Origin of the sequence: Citrobacter sp. W9, from assembly GCF_026719375.1 — a bacterium.
GTDB lineage: Bacteria > Pseudomonadota > Gammaproteobacteria > Enterobacterales > Enterobacteriaceae > Citrobacter > Citrobacter werkmanii.
The window spans coordinates 18,683-38,628 of sequence record NZ_JAPPTE010000025.1; the positions used below are offsets into that span (position 1 = coordinate 18,683).

The following is a 19,946-nucleotide window of genomic DNA, read 5'->3' on the forward strand; positions in this document are numbered from 1 at the left end:
CGGAGTGGGCCTTTTATTTTTAAAACACCATTATTGTTTCGTCATCATCGAGTGAAGACGAAATTACAATTTCAGGCTCTTTTCCATCAATGACTTTTTCAGAATCCAAACCCGAAATAAGAGCTGAGTCTGGCAGAGAGCGGGGTACAATCGAATCACCGCCCAAAAATGAATCATCATCGACTATAACCGCACTAAACGCCGGTATTACAGCGTCATTAACAATTCCATGCTCCTGGGTATCGGACAAGTCGTTAACGTCAGTATCAGCCGACGTATTAACCGGTTCGATTGCCAAAGACGTATCAGCTGAACCATTGATTTCTACCAGAACAGATGGGGCTTCAGCGAGTGAATCAACGCTTTGCAATCCGATCGGATCTTCTACTACCACAGCAGATGCAAACGCATCTGTATGCGGAGGAGGAAGCGTTTCTACCTGAACCTGAGTTGCCGAAATGGCCGCTAAAGTCATGGCATCATCATCTCCAATAAGGTTCATTGAAAGTGATGGGTCAATCGCATCGTTACCATCTGTAGTACTGGCTGATGACAGCAGTTCTACAAACTGTTTTGCATGAATTGGGTCGCGTAGGTTATTGAGGAGAGAGAGAATGTCGTTATAAGGTTTGCCCGTCACTTTGCCGGTTAGCGGAATGTCTTTCATTACCTGATTAACATAGTCGCTAAGAGACTGGACGCTTGGTGCGATGAAAGCTAGGGAAGCGAGTTTATCGCCGCAGCGGCGTAAAGGATTTAGTGTGTGCTGAGAAAACGCATCGGGGTTCCTGTTTTTAAGGAAACCTTCAACAACATCAGCCACATCCTCATAAACTTCATCCGCTAAACTTTTAACTTGCCCAGTTAAACCATCCTGAATGACACTGTTACCATAAGGTGTGATATGAATCGCAGTAAAGCCAAATTGTATCTGGCTATCCATATAAGACAAATCGATCGCAGCATCACGCAAAAGTATAGAGCGATACTTTTCTTCAAAAGAATTAATCCAGCTATTAAAATCAGCTTTCATAAATTCCTTTTTGTAATCGTAAAACTCGCCCTTAAGTACATTCAGTTTACCAATTAAATCATTAACCTTGTCGGCTGGAATTGCATAGCCTCCCATAAATTTAATACCCGCTTCAAGACATAAAGCGTGAGCTGAATTCTTCTTGCGGGTAAATGGATTGATGAGTTGTGGGTCAATGATTTTCTTGCTACCTAATGAAACAAGTACATCAGGTGGCAAATCAGCACTGTTACCAAGATCTTCTCTTTTCAGCTTACGACGACCACTAATACTGGTGATATCAGAAAGAGAAACGAGAATAAGTTGTTCCAGAACCTGAGTGGCATTGGATTTGATAGTCATGACATACCTCATTAATTTAAAATTGATTTAAAAAGAATTAAAAAACCCCAAGCGGGGTTTTATTTAAGTGCTTCAGAACCGAATACAGCTTCAACGATGAGATGCAAAGATTTTTTATCATCTGCTGATGCACGATTACCAATCTGATAATCGAAAGCTGTTAATAATGCACGTGGCATCTTTGCAGCTTTCATCATTGAGTAGCGGTCAAGCCAGGCCACCAGCGAACGAGTTGAACACGTTACTGATAAACGAGTGTCGGGAAGAACACCGTCCGGGAGTTTTGCACTGTTAGTATTGACACTAGTGTCAATTTCACCGGTGATATTCTTGCCTACAAAAAGACCGCGAATCATATTCGCAACGTCAACAAATTTCTCCGCGACTTTGGTGTCGGGGATATATTTGGTAATCAATTTAGTCTCGGTTTCTTTTGGCATATAGTCAGCAGTGATAAACATATAGCGGTCAAGGTTGGCCACATTTAATGTTTTCACACCGCCATAAACGCCAGTAAAATCGCCCTGACCAATTGAGTTAGCCGTTGCAACAAATCTGAAGTTCGGGTGCTGTTTAATTACCTCGTTGGTTTCAGGAATAACTAAATTCCCTCCTTCGAGGATGGCGTTAAAGGCATTGGCACAGGATGGGTCTAATTGATCGTACTCATCGAGTAGGAAAATCAGTCCATACTTGTACGCCAGCGTCAGTGGGCCATGAACAAAAACAGTCTTGGTATCACCGGTCAGTTCATTACACTGAAGCCGGAGACCGCCAATGAGATTGTTAATATCCAGGTCTTGTGAAGCTGTAGTTTTCATGACAGGCCAGTTAAGTCTTGCTGCTACTTGTTCGACAACACTGGTTTTGCCACAACCTGTTGGGCCAGAGATCCACAGAGACTGATTTTGTGGATAGTTAATCCACATCAGTACAGATGAACGCAAATACGCTTCAAAAACATAGTCGTCATTCTGTTTAGGCACGAATGCACTAAATGGATTGGCTGAGTCAAATCCCTGGAACGGTTTAACTTTATCCATCTGATGATCTGGAACAACAATACCAAATACAGAAGGGTGGACAGGTGTAGAGCGCGCCATGATTTCAACAGACAGGTTTGCGAAATTAGTAGTCATGATATACCTCATTAAATTAGATAGATTTAAAAATTAAAAATTAATTAAGAAGAATGATGTTATGCAGCAATATCAGCACGTACTAAATCGACATGCTTATAATTGCGGCTAACACTGCCACTGTTATCAACACTGGTAACCTTTGGTGCATACGTTACATAAGAAACGATGCCTCTGGCTCTCAATGCAGAGACCAGAACAGGCATAAAATAGGTTTTGGCATAAACAAGTACACCATCAGCCTTATATTTATTACAGAGTGATGTAGCGATTTCAGCAAATTCTTTAGCTTTATCGGTCATAACATCTTCTGAAGGACAGGTATTAAAGGTCAACAGTTCACGTAATGCGTGTGATACTTGCTGATCGACATCAATAACGCCCATTTCCCGTTGTTCTGGGGATGCAAGATATGCAGTCATATTTACAAGAAACATGATCAGACTCCTCATTTAAAAAGATTAGTGAATTAGATGAATTAGGCCTTGCATGAAGGCTGAAGTTAGGTACTAGTTTCAGTTTGGGAGTGACTGAGGCACTTGTTGTTGTCTACGTGACAACAAAACACCTTTTTCGACGGACAAAAAAGCCTGCCGCTTATGAGAGCCGCAGGCTATCGAATTTGTTTAGGCGAAAGAAATCCTTGTGAATACCAGGAGGTATTCAGGAGTGGCTTGAGCGCCGAATTTAGAAGGTGTTTAAAGGCAGTTGCCTGAAGTTAAGCGGACTAAGCCGCTATTTAAAGATAATAAAGGATGTGTAATTGGTCAAGCAAAAAAAAAGCCCAGTTTTAAACTGGGCTCAATAATTAAAAAACAACGTATTGTTGGGCTGAGTCTGTCTCTTCTGCACCAGGAGATACCAGTACGGAAGTGTCATCCAAAGGAATGTAGACAGTATCAGTCAGAGTTGATTTATATTCATAGGTACTTAACGAATTTCGTACCGATGACTGACCGTAACATTCTGGATGATGTTTGGGGTCAATAGATAATTTATCGCAGATTCGTTTGTAGCTCGGTTTTTCCGGTACGCGAGACTGAAGAAAACGAAAGCCAAAGCCATCGATTCTAACCAGCTCGTTATAGGAAAAGCCAATAGAAGCACCTAGACCCTGGATCAATAAATTGACCGCGTTCTGGTATTCTTCGAACTGCTTTTTCTTTAAAGCCAACTCTTTCTCCATCTGCTGCAATGTTCCAACTTGTCTGGCTATGTCTACCACACGAGCTTCGAGGTCGTCTGGAAGCTTAAAGCCTTGTGTCTGAGACATGATTTCAGGGTCAGAGATAAGCAAAATATCTTTTTCCTTATCAAACGGTAGAGCTGTTTTTGTCTGAACCTTATTCCAGAAGTATTCGCAGGCAACCTGGACTCGATAAAACGCTTTCTTCGAAGGCATAATTTTAAAGACCTTGGTCTGGTCAGTGGCCGACCAAAACACAAGATACGCCTGGGGTGCGCCTGTTGTCAGCAGCTGGTGCTGAACTTGCCAGTAGTAATAACGGAATTCTGGCGATTTGGTTTCAAGCTGAAGAATAGAAAGATGTTTGCTCTCGCAAAGATTCTTTATCTCAAGGATTGAACCATCGTCGAACTGCCCATCCAGCGAAGCAATCATGTAAGGATACTTTTTGTTCCTTACACAGAAAGGCAGGGCGATTTGTCCAATCTCTTTTTCGCAGTAACTTCTGGCAAGTGCTTCAAGCTTTTTACCAGCATCAACCTGTTTAATGACAGAAAGGTCTTCTGCCTTAATCAGGCCAGCGTATTGCAAATAGAGTTCGTAGGGCGTTTTAGTTGCACCAGCCTCCTCTAACAGAATAGGGGAGCATGTTGCTGTCACACCAGTTTTACGCCATTCGAGCCATTCCTTTGAGCCCTGCACAACATCAACGACTTCATAAATGTCAGACATAATGATCACCTTAAGATAAATTTAGAAAGTTAAACCGGCAGTTTCCTGCCGGATAAGTTAAGCGGCCAGAAGATCTTCAATAAGACCTTCTACCATTTCTTTTAGAGGGGGAAATGTCACATTGTTGAGAGCGGCATTGAGCCTCACAAAATCAGATGTATTAACAGCCTCAAGATATAACTTGTGTATTTCCATTGATTCGGCTTGGACTTCACCGACCCATTTGGCCGCGTCGGTTTTAAACTCACCCTTACCCATTTTTTCGATGAAGTTAAGTACTTGAGTAAAATCGAAGCTACCTACTGCGTTAGTTAAATGATTTTTGAGAAGTGACCGACGGGATTTTTCTAAAGATAAGCGAGCGAATGCCAGCTCACTTTCATTCAGATCGAAACTGCTTTTTGCATCGTTTAAAATAGTTTCGTATCCAAGCGTCTTTTCTGCCCGGCTTACTAACTTTTTAATTCTGCGTTCAGCCCATTTTCTGACCCCGGGATGCTCAGACATTTCTTCATTGGACTGCCCATTGGTTTCTCCGGGTGGAGGGAGAATATCATCAGCCGAACCATTTACGTCAGCTGGAGGTGTATTTCCCTCAGCCGTATCGTAAACATCGGTTGGTGTATTGCTCTTGATGTCCTGCTGCTCGGTTGAATCAGGTTCTTCAGGGAGCTTATTAAACTCACCTTCAATAACTTTATCATCAGACTTTGCAGTTCGGATTGTAGTATCCGTATTACCAGCCGTCCTGGCTTCTTGTCTAACCTCCATTTCAGCTTCAGCAGCTGCGACGGGTATTGTTGCTGTACGGAAACCTTCACCACCAGCAGTGTTCAGATATTCAATCATTGAACTCAGGCGAGTACGGTTACCAGGAATTAAGTGTATGGTCTGCTTAATAGCTGACTTGAGCACCATCTTCCAAGGGAACTGAGTCCACGGTGAATACTGCCGTTTCTCCACTTTTGCCCAAGATTCGGATTTCGCCCGAGATTGAGCTAAATCCTGAAGGTCAATGAAAAATACCAGATGACGTCCATCCTTCATTAAATAGTCGACATAAGCCCCCCTGAACATGCCTCGATCTCCTAAAGCACCCTGATCGGTGTTTGTGAGAACGAGTCCCCCTTTATAAGCAAAGGGGTCAAATTCGTGGTCTGGGCTGGAACGACGACCATTGGTTTTAAATGAGTCCTTTTCAAAAACTAATTCAGCCACAATGTCTTCGCATAAACCTTCATCGGTGGCCATCCTGCTGAGCCCAATATAGGACACGTCAAGAATGACACGACCATCGCGTGGAACCAGGTAAGCCTGCTTCTGCGCCGGGTCAAGAGTAAGGCCGCTACTTGCAAGCTGAAGGAATGCTGTTTCGAAGGACTTTGGATTATTAACTGCTATGTCAGCCAAGTAGTTATTATTGTTGACAATATGTTTTGCAAAAACGCATTCACGTTCGAATGAGATGTGAGGTGAACTGGAACCTGCGGATGCAAACATCTTTTCGAGCGACAACATATGTCGAGCAATGCTGTCTATCTTAACGACAATATCGGTGTTCCCTTTATTGTTGTTTGAGAATGAACCAGAACTACGTGATTTATTTGAGTACATATATACCTCATTAAATTAAATAAATTATAAGATTAAAAAAGAAGAAGGTTGCTGAGGAATCAGCAACCAGTCATATCAACCGCGAACTGATGAATATGCGTTAGTTAAAGTTACTTGCCCGGAGGAGCTTAATTTTTCATTAAGTTTCATACGAGCTACAATAACGGCTGCTGTCGAATTATCGGCTGGCAGATTTGTCCAGGCTTGCATGTTGACAGGGTGCTTAGAGGTTGCGGCTTGCGGACGTGATGTCTGCACGGCTCTATTCTTAGCATCCAGCTTCGGCGAAGCTTCTGGTATCTTCTCTACTGAATTTTTATTGTTGTCTGGTGATACAGACTCTTTTCCAGGGTGCAGCTGCTTTTGCTCGGCATATACTGTTCTCCATTTTTCAGAAGCAGTTCTTACCTCTTCATCAGACATTTTCTGCCACTTCATATCGTCCTTAAGTTTTTGCGCTACTTGAGGGGATAGCGAAGTGACGGTTGATGTAGATGGTGGCTTTACAGTTTCATTTGCACGGGTATCTATTGATTGACCAGTCTGAATGATTCGAGCCATGAAAACATGAAACTCAGTCCTCATTTGGTCAATACCATGTTTTGTATAACGGAATGATCGAGCTAATGCTTCGATATACAGTTCGGTATTCATTTGAATATTATCGCATAGAAAATCCGCGACTTTACCAAATGCTTTTATCGAATAGAACTCGGTCTGAGACTTGCCGCTAATGGACATGTCACAGCGCAAACGGAAATAAATATATGAATCTGCATTGTTAGATGCAGGCACATATTTAGGTTCTATCGCAACAATACCCTTTGCTCTGGATTGCATAGTTTATACCTCATAAATTTTTAAATTAAAAAAGTTAAAATGATTTAGTGCTATAGGCACAAAAATTAGAAAGATTTGTGAAGCATCCAGTTAGAGTGCTGGACTCACTGTATCCTCAACAAGAGGAAAAACACCTTTTTCGACGGCGCAGAAAACACGATGCATGATGCACCGTGTGTCGAATTCTATGGGCGTAGGGAAGCCGTGCGAATGAACTTATTCATTCAGGGATGGCGCGTTGCCGAAATAAAGAGTGTTAAAAGAAGTTAAGCGGGATGCCCGCGATATAAGATTATGATACGACGTTTGGTTGGTCAATCCAGAAAAGAAAAAAACCCAGCTTTCGCTGGGTTTTTATAGGGAGGTTTAGCATAACAAGCGTTCCAGACGCTTCCATGTTTGGATTGCCATGTCGGTTGAAGCATCTGATATCTCTTTATAGAGATCAGTATTTCGCCGTTCATAGTAACCTGGAAAGGTGAGCCTATGCAGGCAATCATCTAACTTTGAAAGATCTCCAAAGTCGTGAGCGCCTACATTGATTTTTGCTCTGATTGCCAGTATATCTCCCTCTATTTTCATGAGCTCAATGAGCTCATGCATTTCGAAGAAAATATTAGACTGATAACGACCAGCATGTTCTTCGCATTCGATGCTATCGCATACGTCACATACTTCAGCGTTACAGGAATGATAACCGCAGTGATTACACGTATAAGAGAATCTCTGGTTTATTGCCCCTGCAACACAGTCTTCATAAATCCGATGTCGGCAGTCTTTCCCACAATTTTCACACTCTGCAATCATTGTGTAATCATCCAGTTCCATACCACCCGGCTCAATGCTACTACCATAGACAATTGTCATAATATACCTCATATATTTAAAAGATTAAAAAGTTAAGGCTTATAGCCTGAATTAAGAATATTTTAGCTTTCGGCGAGTACTTGCATAACCCAAATGCCGCGACGTTTTTCGTTAAGGAGAGTACGATACCCTGTAACCTTACCGCTTTCGTCAAACACTTGTGCTTTGTCGGTTCTTACTTCAGACTCTTTCCAGACTGAAACAATATCACCAACTTGTGCTCCACAAGTCTCAACAGCATTTTTGAGCCCAACAGCCCAAATTTCATGGTCTTTCCCACCACTACGTATTGTGACTAAATACGATTTATCGTTATTAGGATCGTGTTTCCAGTTTTCGAGACCGTGGTAAACAAGCTTTCCTTCAAAACGATGGTTTGCATATTTGGCTTTGTCATTATTTGACCCAGCCCGAGAAACACCTTCAACCATGTTTCCATTAGTTGCTTCATTAGATTTTTTCCCAGACTTGGTAAAGAATGAATTATAAATAACGAGTAAAGCAACAACTACACATACAGTCGCGGTAACAAAACCGAGACCAGTGAACAGTAAACCGCGTTCCGTTATAAAAATTGCCAGCCAGATTGGGCCAAGGAATCTGATATATTCGGCACGGTAATACACAGCACCAAAAAATACGATACCTGCCATTAATGAGATTGGGTCAGACATAGATCACCTATAAATTTAGAATGCGAAAATTTAGCTACCTAAAAGGTAAACTAAACGGATGTACACAAAACTGCACATCTGTTGATTCGCTGGAGTTAAAAGGATTAACAATTTTTTTTGTTTGGGATTGAGAACCAAAATACCCGTTTGGGTAAGCAAAGAGACATGTCAGGTTTAACCTAAACACATCAGAGATGCTCGGGCCTGTAGAAGGCGTAGTTAACCCGGGAGGAGGTCATCCGGTGGGCGCTGGTTGAGCGCGAAATTAACTAGGAAGTTGTGCTGATGTCCGTCAGCTCGGTTCTTATTCATTTAAGCATATTGGTTTAATTTTTCAAGTCGGTTTTTCATGGTCATATTGCAGCCATTTTTCAATGACAACTATCCTGAGTTTTGGCCTAATCAATTGGCATACAAATTAACTCCGAGGTTCTGTTATGGCTAAAGCACCGGTACAAACCGTAAAACAAGCTAAAAAGAGTGGGGCTCAGGATAACCGAACCCCTAACTCTCGTGTCGAATATTCCAATCCTGAAGCTGTCGTGAAATTTACTCTTCACACCCAGGAAGGTATTCGGGTACAGTCCCGTAATTTTAACATTATCTCCCAGGCTCTCTTCAATCTGACCAATAACAGCCGAGCCCTTGAACGGCTTGGCACTAAATACAGTGGTGCGATTGAACGTACACTGAAGGCGGTTAACGAAGTAATCGACATGCCTGAGAAAGAACTGGAAAATAACATTGCTATTCTGAACCGTGCGGTAAAAGAAGAAGAACGCAGCAGCCTCAATGAAGTCGGGTATACCCATCCAAAAGAACATGAGGTTCGCATCAGAACGCCGCAAGCGCTGCGGGTTATCCGCATTATTCAGAACTTTGATAAATTGCACCAGATCATCGATACCCTCTGGTTAAATAACTGTTTTAATCAGGATGAGGTCGAGGAGTTTAAGTCTCGTCTTCATAATCTCATTCGTGATCTGGCAGCATCACTCAAACGTCACGCGCAGGCATCTGCTGATGAGCTTAATCAGGCCAATGGCCGGGCCGCTGAAAAAGAATTGGCTGGAAGCACTGAGACAGAACCTACCCAGGTAGACCAGGAAACAAAGGTGTTGCAGGATGCCAGTAATGAAGCGAATGATGATCAGAATGAGGCCATTAAACGGCAGGCTTAATTCAACGAAAAACAGAAATTAAAAACCCTGCATTGCAGGGTTTTTTTATTACATTGTGCGGCAACAATCTACCCACTGGAAAATCATGTAGGTGCTGTCCTGGCCTTTACCGGTTGGATAACGGAAAGGCCCACCTTGCCATTGGTATGGGGACTCACCGACCTCATGACTGTTTTTTGTCTCCGGGGTAGGGTAGAACATATTCAATTTGTACTGTTGCTTTGGCAACGTTGGGTAAATCTTGGAGCGACAAACAGTATCGTTTCCCATCGAACGGTAGGCCAGTCCACGACGATGTTCTGCGGCCAGCATACGGATCCCGACCAGGCTGGTTGTTCTGGGGGCATCCATACTCCGTACCGATCCAGTTAAAGGATACTGCCCACCCCAGGAACCGGCACACCACCAAAGTGAGTCTATTGGCTGTTTACCTGCAAATTGTGCCGCTGCTTCACCGGCGCAAGCCTGCATTGCTATCACGTTAGCCACAGCTGCTGATTCCGGGTTCTGGAAGAATGCCAGCATCGTATTATTCCAGGTCGGGTCAATCTCCGTGAAATTAATGATATCAAAATCGCTGTATGGGTCGGCATTACATTGACCGGGTAGATACATATCCAACATTCTTAATAACGGCATAGCATACATATGTGCGTTGTAGAAACTTATTGAGAAACGCTCCCGCTGTTCCTCGGCTGCTCCATCGGTCTGCGGGCCAAACTGCAAATCATTACCAAGGTCGAGTGTTACCCCTCCTAGGGATGACATGCACCCGGGTGTTCTCGTTAACTCGATGAGCTTTCTCGGTTCCCACATCGCGGTCAATACACCCGGGTGATAGACGTTCAATCCATCCTTACAGGCACATACTGTCCCTGATGCTGCATTGTCAGGTGCAGTACCTGTCATCGACAGATTAATACCGGCAAGCTTTATCGGGAAAATACAGTTCCAGCAAACATCCGTAATGAGTTTCGCTGATAAGACTTGGTTATCATGACAGACCTTGTTCTGTACGGGTGATGAAACGTCAGCCGCAAAAACCGGCATAGTAAAAGCCAGACATGCGAGCACCAGGGTCTTGGGTGATTTCAGAACTGAGAGAATTTTTTTCATTTCAGCTCCTCAAAATCTTTGCGTGAATATTCATCATTAATGAATCGCTTACTGTCGGCTGTCACAACGCTGGGCACGTTTATCAAACCATAATGTTCGGCCATGCCTGGCTGAATCATGTATAGCCTTGCGAAGCCACCGTATTCTTTCTTGGTGTCACGGAAGGTCTGCCAGCCATCACCATACACGTTTGTCGTGACCAGTATTGGCGTGAGGGAGGCTGGTGTATGTTCAAACTGATACCTGGCGAACTGGCGTTGCCATTCTTCACGTGCATCGAAAAAGATTAGCTTGATGGTAAATGGCATCACAGTTAGCGGGTTAAATCGCCCCCGTTTTGCAACGATATCGCCGTTAGGTGAAGTAATGTTTTGAGGGATAATGACCGTCGGATCGATGGTTCTGGTAGCTCGCTTTGTCGCTTCCGGGAATTCCTGGAAAACCTGGCGGGGCCAGTAGTTATCAATGGCCTTTTTCTTCATGCCATCAAAATCGAGTTTAGCGACACTCTCCTGTAGTTCATCAATAAGGTTCTTCTCTACGACCCCAACAGCGGGCCCGGCCACACCAAGGTCGCCGGTCTTGTCTTTCAGGTACGCGATGTCATAGATGCCTGTCACCCTGGCCACCAGCTCACCATCTTTTTCATGGATAATGGTCGGTACAGAACTAACGTTGTAGTTTTTGAATACAGTTGGATCGAGGTTTACGGCCAGAGAAGACTTGGAGTCGAAGGAAAGTTTCTGCCAGTGGGTAAGTTCATCAAGCAGGTTCTTTTTATCTTTTGCCCCCTGGACAACCAGAGCGATATCCGTGCGTCCATCGTATAACTTGAGAATGTCGGTGATTTCAGCATCGCTGAGAGACGCGGAGACGAGAATATAAATAAAATCACCGGCTGGCTTATTTTGTTTCTCGTTAGTCATATCAGACTTTGCTAACGCTCCTCTTACCGCATCATCGACTAGTTCATCTGTATTTTTATACTCGGGCATTTCACCCATCATTTTTCGATTATCTTTAACCGTGTCAGTAGCGCGGTCGGCAGTGGCATTTTGATTATCACGAGCCGCTTTTATGAGACTGTCAATATCTTTCATTTCAGTTGCAGATAATTGACGCTTAGCTTTTTGAATGTCAGTGACTGAGTAGTTATTAGCCGGTCTTGTCGGAATATTATCTAAGTTGGATACCGGTCTTGACGGCAGATCACTTAAATAGATACCAGTGTTTTCGGCCCAGACTGGAGTGAAAACAACAGCGGTTACAAATGCCAATATCGAAAGTCGAAAAGGTGTTTTTTTTACCATAATGGATACGCTCGGCCTATAATTTGTGACTCGTCTAATGATCCCCAGTACCTGGAATCAAAACTGTATCTGGTGCGCCCCATCATCCACAGGCGACCATTCGGTACGACACCACTACGCGTTAGCTCCTGTTCGGTATGGCCAGATTCTGCTGCTAATGCCAGTCCCTCACCGACCATAGAGCCGTTAATTGCAGTCTCTTCGGGATCAACGGAGACTGTGTCTCCCGCAATGCCATCAACAATTTTCAGCCCTTTGCCATATGGTTGCATTAGCTCAGAATGAAAGGCGTAAATTTTCCCTTTGACGATTGATTTGTCCATTTTATCGACGAGATATATTCGGTACGGAGGAAGACATTGGTTATTTTGTGGATCGATACCAATCTCATACCGGTTAAGCACGTATAGCGTCAGCGGTGCGGTTAAGAAAATAACAACGATGCTGAAAACAATATGTTGCCTCCAGCTTCGCTTTTTACGAAATATTAAGCTCCATACTGATTTGGGTGTATTCATTCGCCCACCGCTATTGCTGAGTGTTGATGGTCTGGGGGATCTTGAGCCCCGTAGGGTAGCTATAAAGGGCTGAGGCATTGAGCACAAGATACCCCGCCTCTGACAGTTTCTCAGCGCGGGCTAATACCAGCCTTGACTGGGCTTCACCTAACGGTTGACCTTTATCGTCCATAAAGTTGATGACTGCAACATAGTCATAGGGCGAGGCTGGTGGGAATAACCGCCCAAAAAGGGCGGCTCCGATGAAACCAAAAAGCAGCGCAATTGCAGCGGTTTTAATCATGCGGCTAACCCCCGCTCAACCAGAATTTCGTTGATAGCCTCTTCGGTATTGATCCCCCGGGACTTTCTGTCTTTGATCGCGGCAACGTCTTTCGGGTCAGTCGAATAGAGAAGTAAGCTGAATGGGTCAACCACAAGTCTGCAAATACCCTGGCCCGCTTTAGAAATGACAAAGATTTCTGAGTAGACACCTTTCGTGGAACGAACGGTTTTAAGGAACCGGTAACCAGCCTCGTCCAGCGCCAGACGTTTATTTGCTTCAGCTTCGTTCACTGCGGATTCACTTTGCCCCAGCAAGAGCATAAAGGCTGAGTTATCTGCGATCGATTTCCCGATACTATCTTTGTAAATATCGTTGATAGACTGGGTGATGGTAATTGCAGCTCCGTTATATTTACGGAACCGGCGATAACCTTTCTCGATGAACGCCCCGATATTTCCTGATAACAATGCCCAGGCCTCATCGATAATGACCAGCTTCATCTGGCTACGGTCGCCCATGAACATGTCCTGCTGGATTTGATAAATCAGCTGAAGGAGGACAACCTGTTTAAGGTGTTCTGAACTTTCCAGTCGGGAAAGTTCAAGTACAGTGAACGGATTTTTGAAGTCGATATTGTTCTTACCAACAAAGTACTTCCCGTACTGGCCCGCACTCGTGAACGGATAGAGCTGATGGCCAATACGTTTAATGTCTTTATCTTCATCTTTCAGCAGTGAATCAGCAACCATATCAACGGTGGTCAGCTTCTTGTGTACACGGACAAGATCAGCTACATGTTGTTTAAGTCGAGACTCTTCGAATGAATTCAGACCTTCTTTAGGAGCTGCCATCACCGATAACAATCCGATGATCAGATCTTCTTCACCGCCACTGGAGTCATCATCTTCAGACTCACCGAAATAGTCTTCGATCAGTTCGAAGAAGTTAAGACATGGCCTGGTTTTGGGATTGAAGTCGAGATAATCGCCCTGGTAGGTCTCACAGATATTTTTGTACGAGTCACCTACATCAATACACCAGACTTTAGCCCCGAGGCTTCTGTAGGCGGTGATAATGTAGTTTGTCAGGAATGACTTACCCGACCCCGACTCAGCTGCGATACAGGCGTTATAGTTAGTATCAGAATCAAACAAGTCCAGTGATTGGATCTGGCCAGAGCGCGATGTCAGCATTAAGGCGGGTTTGTCTGTACCTTGCCAATCTGCATAGAGAGGTGAAAGTACCATCGCTTCACTGAGTGCCATTGTTCGATATCGGCCAATGGACTTTTCTGCTGATGCTTCGTTAAACATTGGCAGAGCTGACAGGAAAATTGGCGCAACATAGTAGGTATCTGGGATCATCTTAAACTGATAGGTGTTCAGATAACTTGCAGCTTCCTGAGCAGCGCGTAACACGCCATCTTTTGAGTTAGAGAAGATTGATACCGTAAATTTGGCTTTGCAAATTGGGTCGTTGTTATCAACTTTTTCGCTAAGAAGATCGAAGCCCTCACGCAAGTTTATGAGTGATGGAACCCACTTAATTAATGGGCCACTGGTTTGCTGAACAACCCAGTTACGTTTCGAGGTGAATTTAGTTTTTTCACTTTGCTGATCAAAGAAAATCAGGCTCATTGAGATGATGCAGGATGATTTAATTCCAGTAACACCACTCATCATATCGCCGAGAAAGTATTGCGCTTGCCCGGGAAAGAATCTTTTCGGGAATTTTCGCGCACTCAATGTTTTCACAAACGTTGTCGGTGTAGGTGCTTCTCCACGAAGCTCGGAATCTGTCGGATCACCAAAACCGCAATAGTCTTTCTTAATGAAAAACATGCGATCGTGGTCGACTAACTGTTCTGAAATGTACTTGTCTTCTTGTGGCTGTACCGGCGTCCGGTCTCTCCAGGAGGCGCTTTCACCCTGGTTGCAAATGGAGCTCAGAACATCGATGTAACTTTCACGCGTCAATGCACCGGGACACAAACCAGTGATGCTCAGCGTCGTTTCGAACACATTCCGCAGCTCGTTAACGTGATTGAATTCTTCTTCACGCATTTCATAGTTATATTTGATCGGAATTTTTACTGTAATGAGAAGCACACAATTTCGGACGCGAGTCCCGGTTCGCTTCATCGGCGTTTCGGTGCTTTTCAAAAGGAATTTAGAGCGGTTATAAATTGCGTTACGCAGGATTGCGTCCCGGCAATCCATACGCAATACGTCCATCCGGTTAATTTTCTGTACGATGTTTGGGCTTGCAACCAGGTCAAACTGAACGATAGTTTTGGCGGGGAAGTTGGAAGACAGCAACGTTTGAAGGTTAGTCATCTCCTTGCCGGTTGTCCCGCTTAAGGGACGACAAACAAATCCGAAACCAACATATTTGTTGTCGCACATAAACAAATGATTGGATTCGTCATATGCACGTACAGGACACAAGTCAGAAAAACGCTTCAGGTTTTTGAGTCGCTGAAAAATTAAAGATTCACTCATAATGCCTCCAGGATTCCCAAGAAAGTGTTACTTGTTCTCGATAAAGTTTTTGAGGCCTTGTTTTGGTGAGCCGAGTACGTAGGAGCCGTCATCACGCACAATGAAAGGGATCATGCTGACACCTAGTATCTGAGCCGTAACTTCACGTCGAGCCAGAGCCTGCATATCGCAGTTCTTTACCTGGTCGAATTTCTGAGTGGAATTTCCGCTGATAATTGCGCGGTCTGCGCGGTAGCGGTCGGATGCACAATACAATTCAATATTTCGCTGCTGGCTTGCCGGGCCCAGAGCTCCGAGCGACAGAACGCTAACGGTGAATTCTTTCGGGTCGAGGTCAGCAAGTGCTGAAAGTGGGGCTGCACAGGCTTCACAACCAGGTGCGGTAAATATCATGACCTTTTTAGGCCCATCGCCCCATACGGCTGGGCGCAAGTCCGCGATATTTAGGTTCAGCTCTTTCATCGGAATGATGCTGGCGTTCTTGGTTATTTCGCTCATGGTGGTCAGAGGCTTTTTAGCCCATGTGTCATAGAGCGTTCCCTGTATAACGAAGCGGCCATTAGAAGACAGCAAATTAACTTTCCCATCAATCTCTAGTGCGATGATGCCGTTAGTAGGGACGACAAAACGTTTTACTTCCTGCGAATTCTGAGGAATGTTCTTGAACGCTTTTTCATTGAAAATCGTATCGATATTCCCGGTGTTTGTTTTTACTGTATCGGCGAATACAGAAGCTGATGCAGAAAGTGCCACCAAAAGTGCCGCAGTCGCGACATGTTTGATAAAGTTCATAGTAACCGCTCCAAATGAGAGAGGTTTCATTTTCACATATTGATTTATTTTGCCGCAGGGAAAAGGGCTGCAAACTGTCCCCAAAAAAAGGAAGTGATGAAATGTTAATATCGGTTTTAATTACTCAATTAGTCCAAATAAAAAGCCACAAAAAAGTGGCTTTTTATTTATGCTTTATTATTACTGGAAGCCAACCGCAAATCCTGCACCAGCTCCAACACCACCGGCTGTATCAGCCGACATGCTAAAGCGGACGTTTACTTTTTCATTGATAGCGTAATTCGCTCCTCCCGAAATTGCCCCCTGGTCTCGGTACGCGCCCATCGCCATGCCAAAACCCGACACGTTATTGAGGAAGGGAATTGAAGCGATAGCAATTGCGCTTGCTGAGCCTGCTTTTGCTCTTTTATCATTACGGTCAACCGTCTTTTTAAGGTCAGAGAACTTCTGGTTTGTGTAGCTATTAGCTGAAGCCAAGGTCTGTCGGTCACCATCAATCCGTGACTGGCGCTCAGTATCGACAAGGAAATCAGTCCTTGAGTTGATGACAGATTCACGGGCATCCGTATGACTGTTTGCACTTACAAGAGTTTGAGCATCGCCAGCAACTCGGGATGCGCTTTCAGTTGCAATTAGACTGTCGGTACGAGCGTTGATCGACACTTCACGCTCGTCGGTATAAGTATTAGTATCCGTGGCAGTCTGGCTATTGTCGTTACTGCTACCAGACCCTGTACCACTTCCTGTCCCGCTGCCGTCCGTACCGTTATTGTTATTTCCGCCTGTAGTAGGTGGCGTTGTGTTAGAGCCAGAGCCAATGGATGAAAGGTACGAACTGATGGCACTATCAGTGTACGCCTGAAGTGAACTAACGGAATTCATGAGCTGACCATAGTTCACCGCATCATACCGGCTGGAACCATCAGCAACATTAGTCAGTGTTCTTTGTACCGTAGCTGAACCAAACGATACGGTATCAGCACTATTGGAGAATGAACCGTTCCCAATGGAAATACCTCCATTTGAAGCAGAAGCATAATTACCAATAACAATTGCGTTATCATCGGATACAGTATTGTAGTTGCCAAGCACGATCGATTCGTCGGAATCAATGGTATTAATTGTGCCGATTGTGATGTTGCCAAATTTAAAAACAGCAGAGGGGTCATTAATCGGTGCAGCTGTAATATTGTTTAAGGAACCGATAGTCAAAGCGTAGGAACCACCACTCACCGTATTGAATGTACCCATTATAGAACCAGCGTAATTAGTAGCAGTGTTTCTGGAACCAAGAATTGCTCCCATACCTACCATATCCAGTTCGTTATAAGAGCCTATTACTTGCAATGCACTTCCTGAAACGTTATTGCTATAACCCATAACGGCAAGGTTTTGTCCTAGAACTTTATTGTCACTCCCAACCAGATTCAAATCAAAAAGACCAGTGCCAGTATTATTATTCCCGTAAACATTGAAACTATTGGCGTAGTCATTCCAGAATTGGCTTGGGTCGTAACTAAATGATAAGTCATTATTGCTTCCGGTAATAATATAGTTTGTTAACGAAGTAATTGTGTTGTTATTCCCTGAAACACTTGAGTTGCCGAGTGGTGATTTACAGTTTGATGGGGTTGCACAGGGTGTTAGCCCTGAAATGTTATTGCCATCACCATTTACAGTAACTTCGTCAATTTGGGTGCTATCGATTGAGTTATCTGCCACGGCTACAGCACAATGAAGTGCCAGAACAATAGCAATATATAATGACTTTTGTTTCATGTGCTTACCTTTTCAGTGATGGGTATTAAAAAGACGACCAAGGAATACAGCACATGAAAAAAGTAGTACCGGTATACCGGTACTACTGGACAATTATTTAATGTAACTCCCTTTCTGAGGAGGTTGTGATGTCTCACCCTGGGATTGTGCTGGAGCAGCGGCAACCGGTGCAGACATTGGTCTGATAACAGCAGTTGATGTGGCACTATTTCTTGCACCGACTTCCCAACGACGCGGCTCAATCTCGGTATAGACGTAGCCAGGGACGTTAAGGTCTCCATCTGCGGTCTCATAGGGGTCAACCAGCACCCGCATGACGATAGATTGCGTTCGGATGGGTTGAGGATCAGCAGCAGTAGCAGGCACAGGGACGTATCGACCACCATCGGCAGTATTCCGTCCACCGTTCCCGGCTGTAGTGCGCAGCCGCTTAACCTCCACAGGCTTTCCCGAAAGTTGGTTTTCAGATGCGGTGTCAATCTGCTCCTGGTAATCATCTCCATCGGTCAGGGCATACACATCTCGGACATTCATACATGTGACCGAATTGGGCATTCCCTTGCATCCATATTCATCGTTCTGGCCCAGTAGTGAGCAACCCGACATCGCAAAACCGGCACTAACTAAAAACAATGCCGATACAATTTTCTTCGTCATCATTTCTTGCCCCCAACGGTTTGAGTTTTTGAAGTAACACGTGTGAATTTCAGCATGACCCCTTTTTGCACAATAAAATCAACACTACGGCCTGGATCAATTTCAATTACAGGGAAAAGGTCACCGGCCATTTGCATATAGAAATCGGCAAGACGATTCAATGCGCCACCTACGCCAGAAACTGCTGCGCCCTGGAGTGCGTCAGAGCTCATAACCTGCTGGTAAGGAGTAGCGTCACTACTATCTCCATCGCGTTTAATACTGATTGTCGGAATACTCTGTACGTTAAAGAGCTGAGATGCAGCCTGTAGGAAGCCAGCGGTCAGGGCTCGTGCCAGGTATTGCCCTTGTTTGGTAACCAGTCGACCACGAACACCTGATTTACCATCTTCACCAACAGCGTAGGCTACGAGTGGGGCTTCAAAAACTGCACCGTCATCCCGAATGCACGTTATGACTTCCGATCTGAAATAAGCTCTTTCGGAGGACAAATCACCGAACCCAGCTGCAAGCATTCCGCATTCACGTATATCTGCACGGAAACGGTTTGGGAGAATTGCATCCTTTTTCACCCTGGCCAGCGCCGGATAAGGGTCTTTTCGTGCATCACGAGATGTTGGTGCATCCATCCCCGCAATCAAAACAGTACTTATGATCGACGTTGCAGGAAGGTAGGTCTGGTTCTCGGGGTTATCATCTTCGTCAGCAACGGGTGCGGCTTCAATATCTTCCTGTACAGTGATGATTTCAGGAGTTGCCTGGCTTGGTACTGCTTTGCCATCCTTCCCTTTCTGCTGACGCTGGTTTGCTGCGGGTTCCGGTACGACAGGGGGGGCCGCATCTTCGTATACGCGCTGTAATGTTTTCCCGTTATTGAAACTTCCTGAGTTTCTTGGCGCAACTGAAGGGGCAGATATCTCTTCAGGTTTATACAGAGTAGGGACGTTACGTTGGCCGTTTCCAGCCAGTGGTGTCGCTCCGCGAGACTGTTGTGAGTAAGGCACAGGGTTAGAGACGGTATCAACGCGTTTCTTAATAGCTGCAACCTCAGCGCCTGATTTTTTCTGGTTGTTCTCCAGATTGCTAAGACGCTGAGCTGTCTGATCAGCACCATATTTCTCGGTTAACGTTTTAATCAGTTGACCTTGCTCTTTAATGGTCTTGTCGAGTGCGCGAATTCGCGCCGCAATAGCATTCTGGCTAACTCCATTGGTATCACCATCGGTAAGGACGCTGGCAATCACTTTTTCTTGTGGCGCTCGATTTCGGGGGCCAGCTGAGTCGGGTATAACCAAGAGCAAAAAAAGAACGGCGAAAGTAAATACGCCAGCCCATAAAACCCATTTTTTATGCTTTGCTGAAATTGAGGCCCATTTCTCTTTTAAGGGGATAAGCATGAT

General features: G+C 44.5%; 18 protein-coding genes. 1 reads left to right on the forward strand and 17 read right to left on the reverse strand.

Going from position 1 to position 19,946, the window contains the following annotated elements; all coding sequences use genetic code 11:
* Positions 1–19 precede the first annotated feature (19 nt).
* The 8 genes from OOJ59_RS24125 to OOJ59_RS24160 form a co-directional block, all read right to left on the reverse strand.
* Positions 20–1,375 carry a DUF3150 domain-containing protein gene (locus OOJ59_RS24125; protein ID WP_016241580.1) on the reverse strand — a complete coding sequence of 452 codons (1,356 nt, stop codon included), beginning with the start codon at positions 1,373–1,375 and terminating at the stop codon, positions 20–22.
* Positions 1,376–1,434: 59 nt separating this feature from the next.
* Positions 1,435–2,514 (reverse strand): AAA family ATPase, encoded by a 1,080-nt coding sequence (locus OOJ59_RS24130; RefSeq protein WP_007372241.1) that lies wholly within the window; start codon positions 2,512–2,514, stop codon positions 1,435–1,437.
* Between the two features lie 59 nt (positions 2,515–2,573).
* Positions 2,574–2,951 (reverse strand): hypothetical protein, encoded by a 378-nt coding sequence (locus tag OOJ59_RS24135; protein WP_007372240.1) that lies wholly within the window; start codon positions 2,949–2,951, stop codon positions 2,574–2,576.
* A gap of 371 nt (positions 2,952–3,322) precedes the next feature.
* A complete protein-coding gene (locus OOJ59_RS24140; protein WP_007372239.1) occupies positions 3,323–4,432 on the reverse strand; it encodes a lambda-exonuclease family protein in 1,110 nt (369 codons plus the stop codon).
* Positions 4,433–4,489: 57 nt separating this feature from the next.
* The gene (locus OOJ59_RS24145) at positions 4,490–6,046 is read right to left on the reverse strand and encodes a recombinase RecT (protein ID WP_007372238.1); all 1,557 of its coding nucleotides are present in this window, start codon (positions 6,044–6,046) and stop codon (positions 4,490–4,492) included.
* Between the two features lie 75 nt (positions 6,047–6,121).
* Positions 6,122–6,886 (reverse strand): single-stranded DNA-binding protein, encoded by a 765-nt coding sequence (locus OOJ59_RS24150; protein WP_141211306.1) that lies wholly within the window; start codon positions 6,884–6,886, stop codon positions 6,122–6,124.
* A 366-nt stretch (positions 6,887–7,252) separates the two neighbouring features.
* Complete coding sequence (locus OOJ59_RS24155) at positions 7,253–7,753, reverse strand: hypothetical protein (protein ID WP_016241582.1); 501 nt, start codon at positions 7,751–7,753, stop codon at positions 7,253–7,255.
* 62 nt (positions 7,754–7,815) lie between these two features.
* A complete protein-coding gene (locus OOJ59_RS24160; protein WP_009653893.1) occupies positions 7,816–8,427 on the reverse strand; it encodes a hypothetical protein in 612 nt (203 codons plus the stop codon).
* Between the two features lie 437 nt (positions 8,428–8,864).
* Between OOJ59_RS24160 and OOJ59_RS24165 the strand changes: the two genes are divergently transcribed.
* On the forward strand, positions 8,865–9,608 hold the full coding sequence (locus OOJ59_RS24165; protein ID WP_048242087.1) for an AcaB family transcriptional regulator: 744 nt from the start codon (positions 8,865–8,867) through the stop codon (positions 9,606–9,608).
* 48 nt (positions 9,609–9,656) lie between these two features.
* Here OOJ59_RS24165 and OOJ59_RS24170 read toward each other — a convergent pair whose 3' ends face one another.
* The 9 genes from OOJ59_RS24170 to OOJ59_RS24210 all read right to left on the reverse strand — a co-directional run bounded on the left by OOJ59_RS24170 (position 9,657) and on the right by OOJ59_RS24210 (position 19,943).
* Positions 9,657–10,724, reverse strand: a complete 1,068-nt coding sequence (locus tag OOJ59_RS24170; protein ID WP_007372234.1) for a TraU family protein — start codon at positions 10,722–10,724, stop codon at positions 9,657–9,659.
* Positions 10,721–12,034, reverse strand: a complete 1,314-nt coding sequence (locus OOJ59_RS24175) for a TrbC family F-type conjugative pilus assembly protein (protein ID WP_268063528.1) — start codon at positions 12,032–12,034, stop codon at positions 10,721–10,723. Before OOJ59_RS24175 ends, OOJ59_RS24170 begins: the two co-directional genes overlap by 4 nt.
* Entirely contained in the window at positions 12,028–12,552 is a 525-nt protein-coding gene (gene lepB / locus OOJ59_RS24180; protein WP_007372232.1) for a signal peptidase I, read from the reverse strand. The genes OOJ59_RS24175 and lepB overlap by 7 nt, the downstream gene beginning before the upstream one ends.
* Positions 12,553–12,562: 10 nt before the next feature.
* Entirely contained in the window at positions 12,563–12,835 is a 273-nt protein-coding gene (locus OOJ59_RS24185) for a hypothetical protein (protein ID WP_007372231.1), read from the reverse strand.
* Complete coding sequence (gene traC, locus OOJ59_RS24190; protein WP_007372230.1) at positions 12,832–15,318, reverse strand: type IV secretion system protein TraC; 2,487 nt, start codon at positions 15,316–15,318, stop codon at positions 12,832–12,834. Before traC ends, OOJ59_RS24185 begins: the two co-directional genes overlap by 4 nt.
* 27 nt (positions 15,319–15,345) lie before the next feature.
* Positions 15,346–16,110 (reverse strand): DsbC family protein, encoded by a 765-nt coding sequence (locus OOJ59_RS24195; RefSeq protein WP_007372229.1) that lies wholly within the window; start codon positions 16,108–16,110, stop codon positions 15,346–15,348.
* A 180-nt stretch (positions 16,111–16,290) separates the two neighbouring features.
* The gene (locus OOJ59_RS24200; protein WP_007372228.1) at positions 16,291–17,889 is read right to left on the reverse strand and encodes a YadA-like family protein; all 1,599 of its coding nucleotides are present in this window, start codon (positions 17,887–17,889) and stop codon (positions 16,291–16,293) included.
* Between the two features lie 93 nt (positions 17,890–17,982).
* On the reverse strand, positions 17,983–18,549 hold the full coding sequence (gene traV, locus OOJ59_RS24205; RefSeq protein ID WP_016241587.1) for a type IV conjugative transfer system lipoprotein TraV: 567 nt from the start codon (positions 18,547–18,549) through the stop codon (positions 17,983–17,985).
* Positions 18,546–19,943 (reverse strand): TraB/VirB10 family protein, encoded by a 1,398-nt coding sequence (locus OOJ59_RS24210; protein WP_007372227.1) that lies wholly within the window; start codon positions 19,941–19,943, stop codon positions 18,546–18,548. Before OOJ59_RS24210 ends, traV begins: the two co-directional genes overlap by 4 nt.
* Positions 19,944–19,946 lie beyond the last annotated feature (3 nt).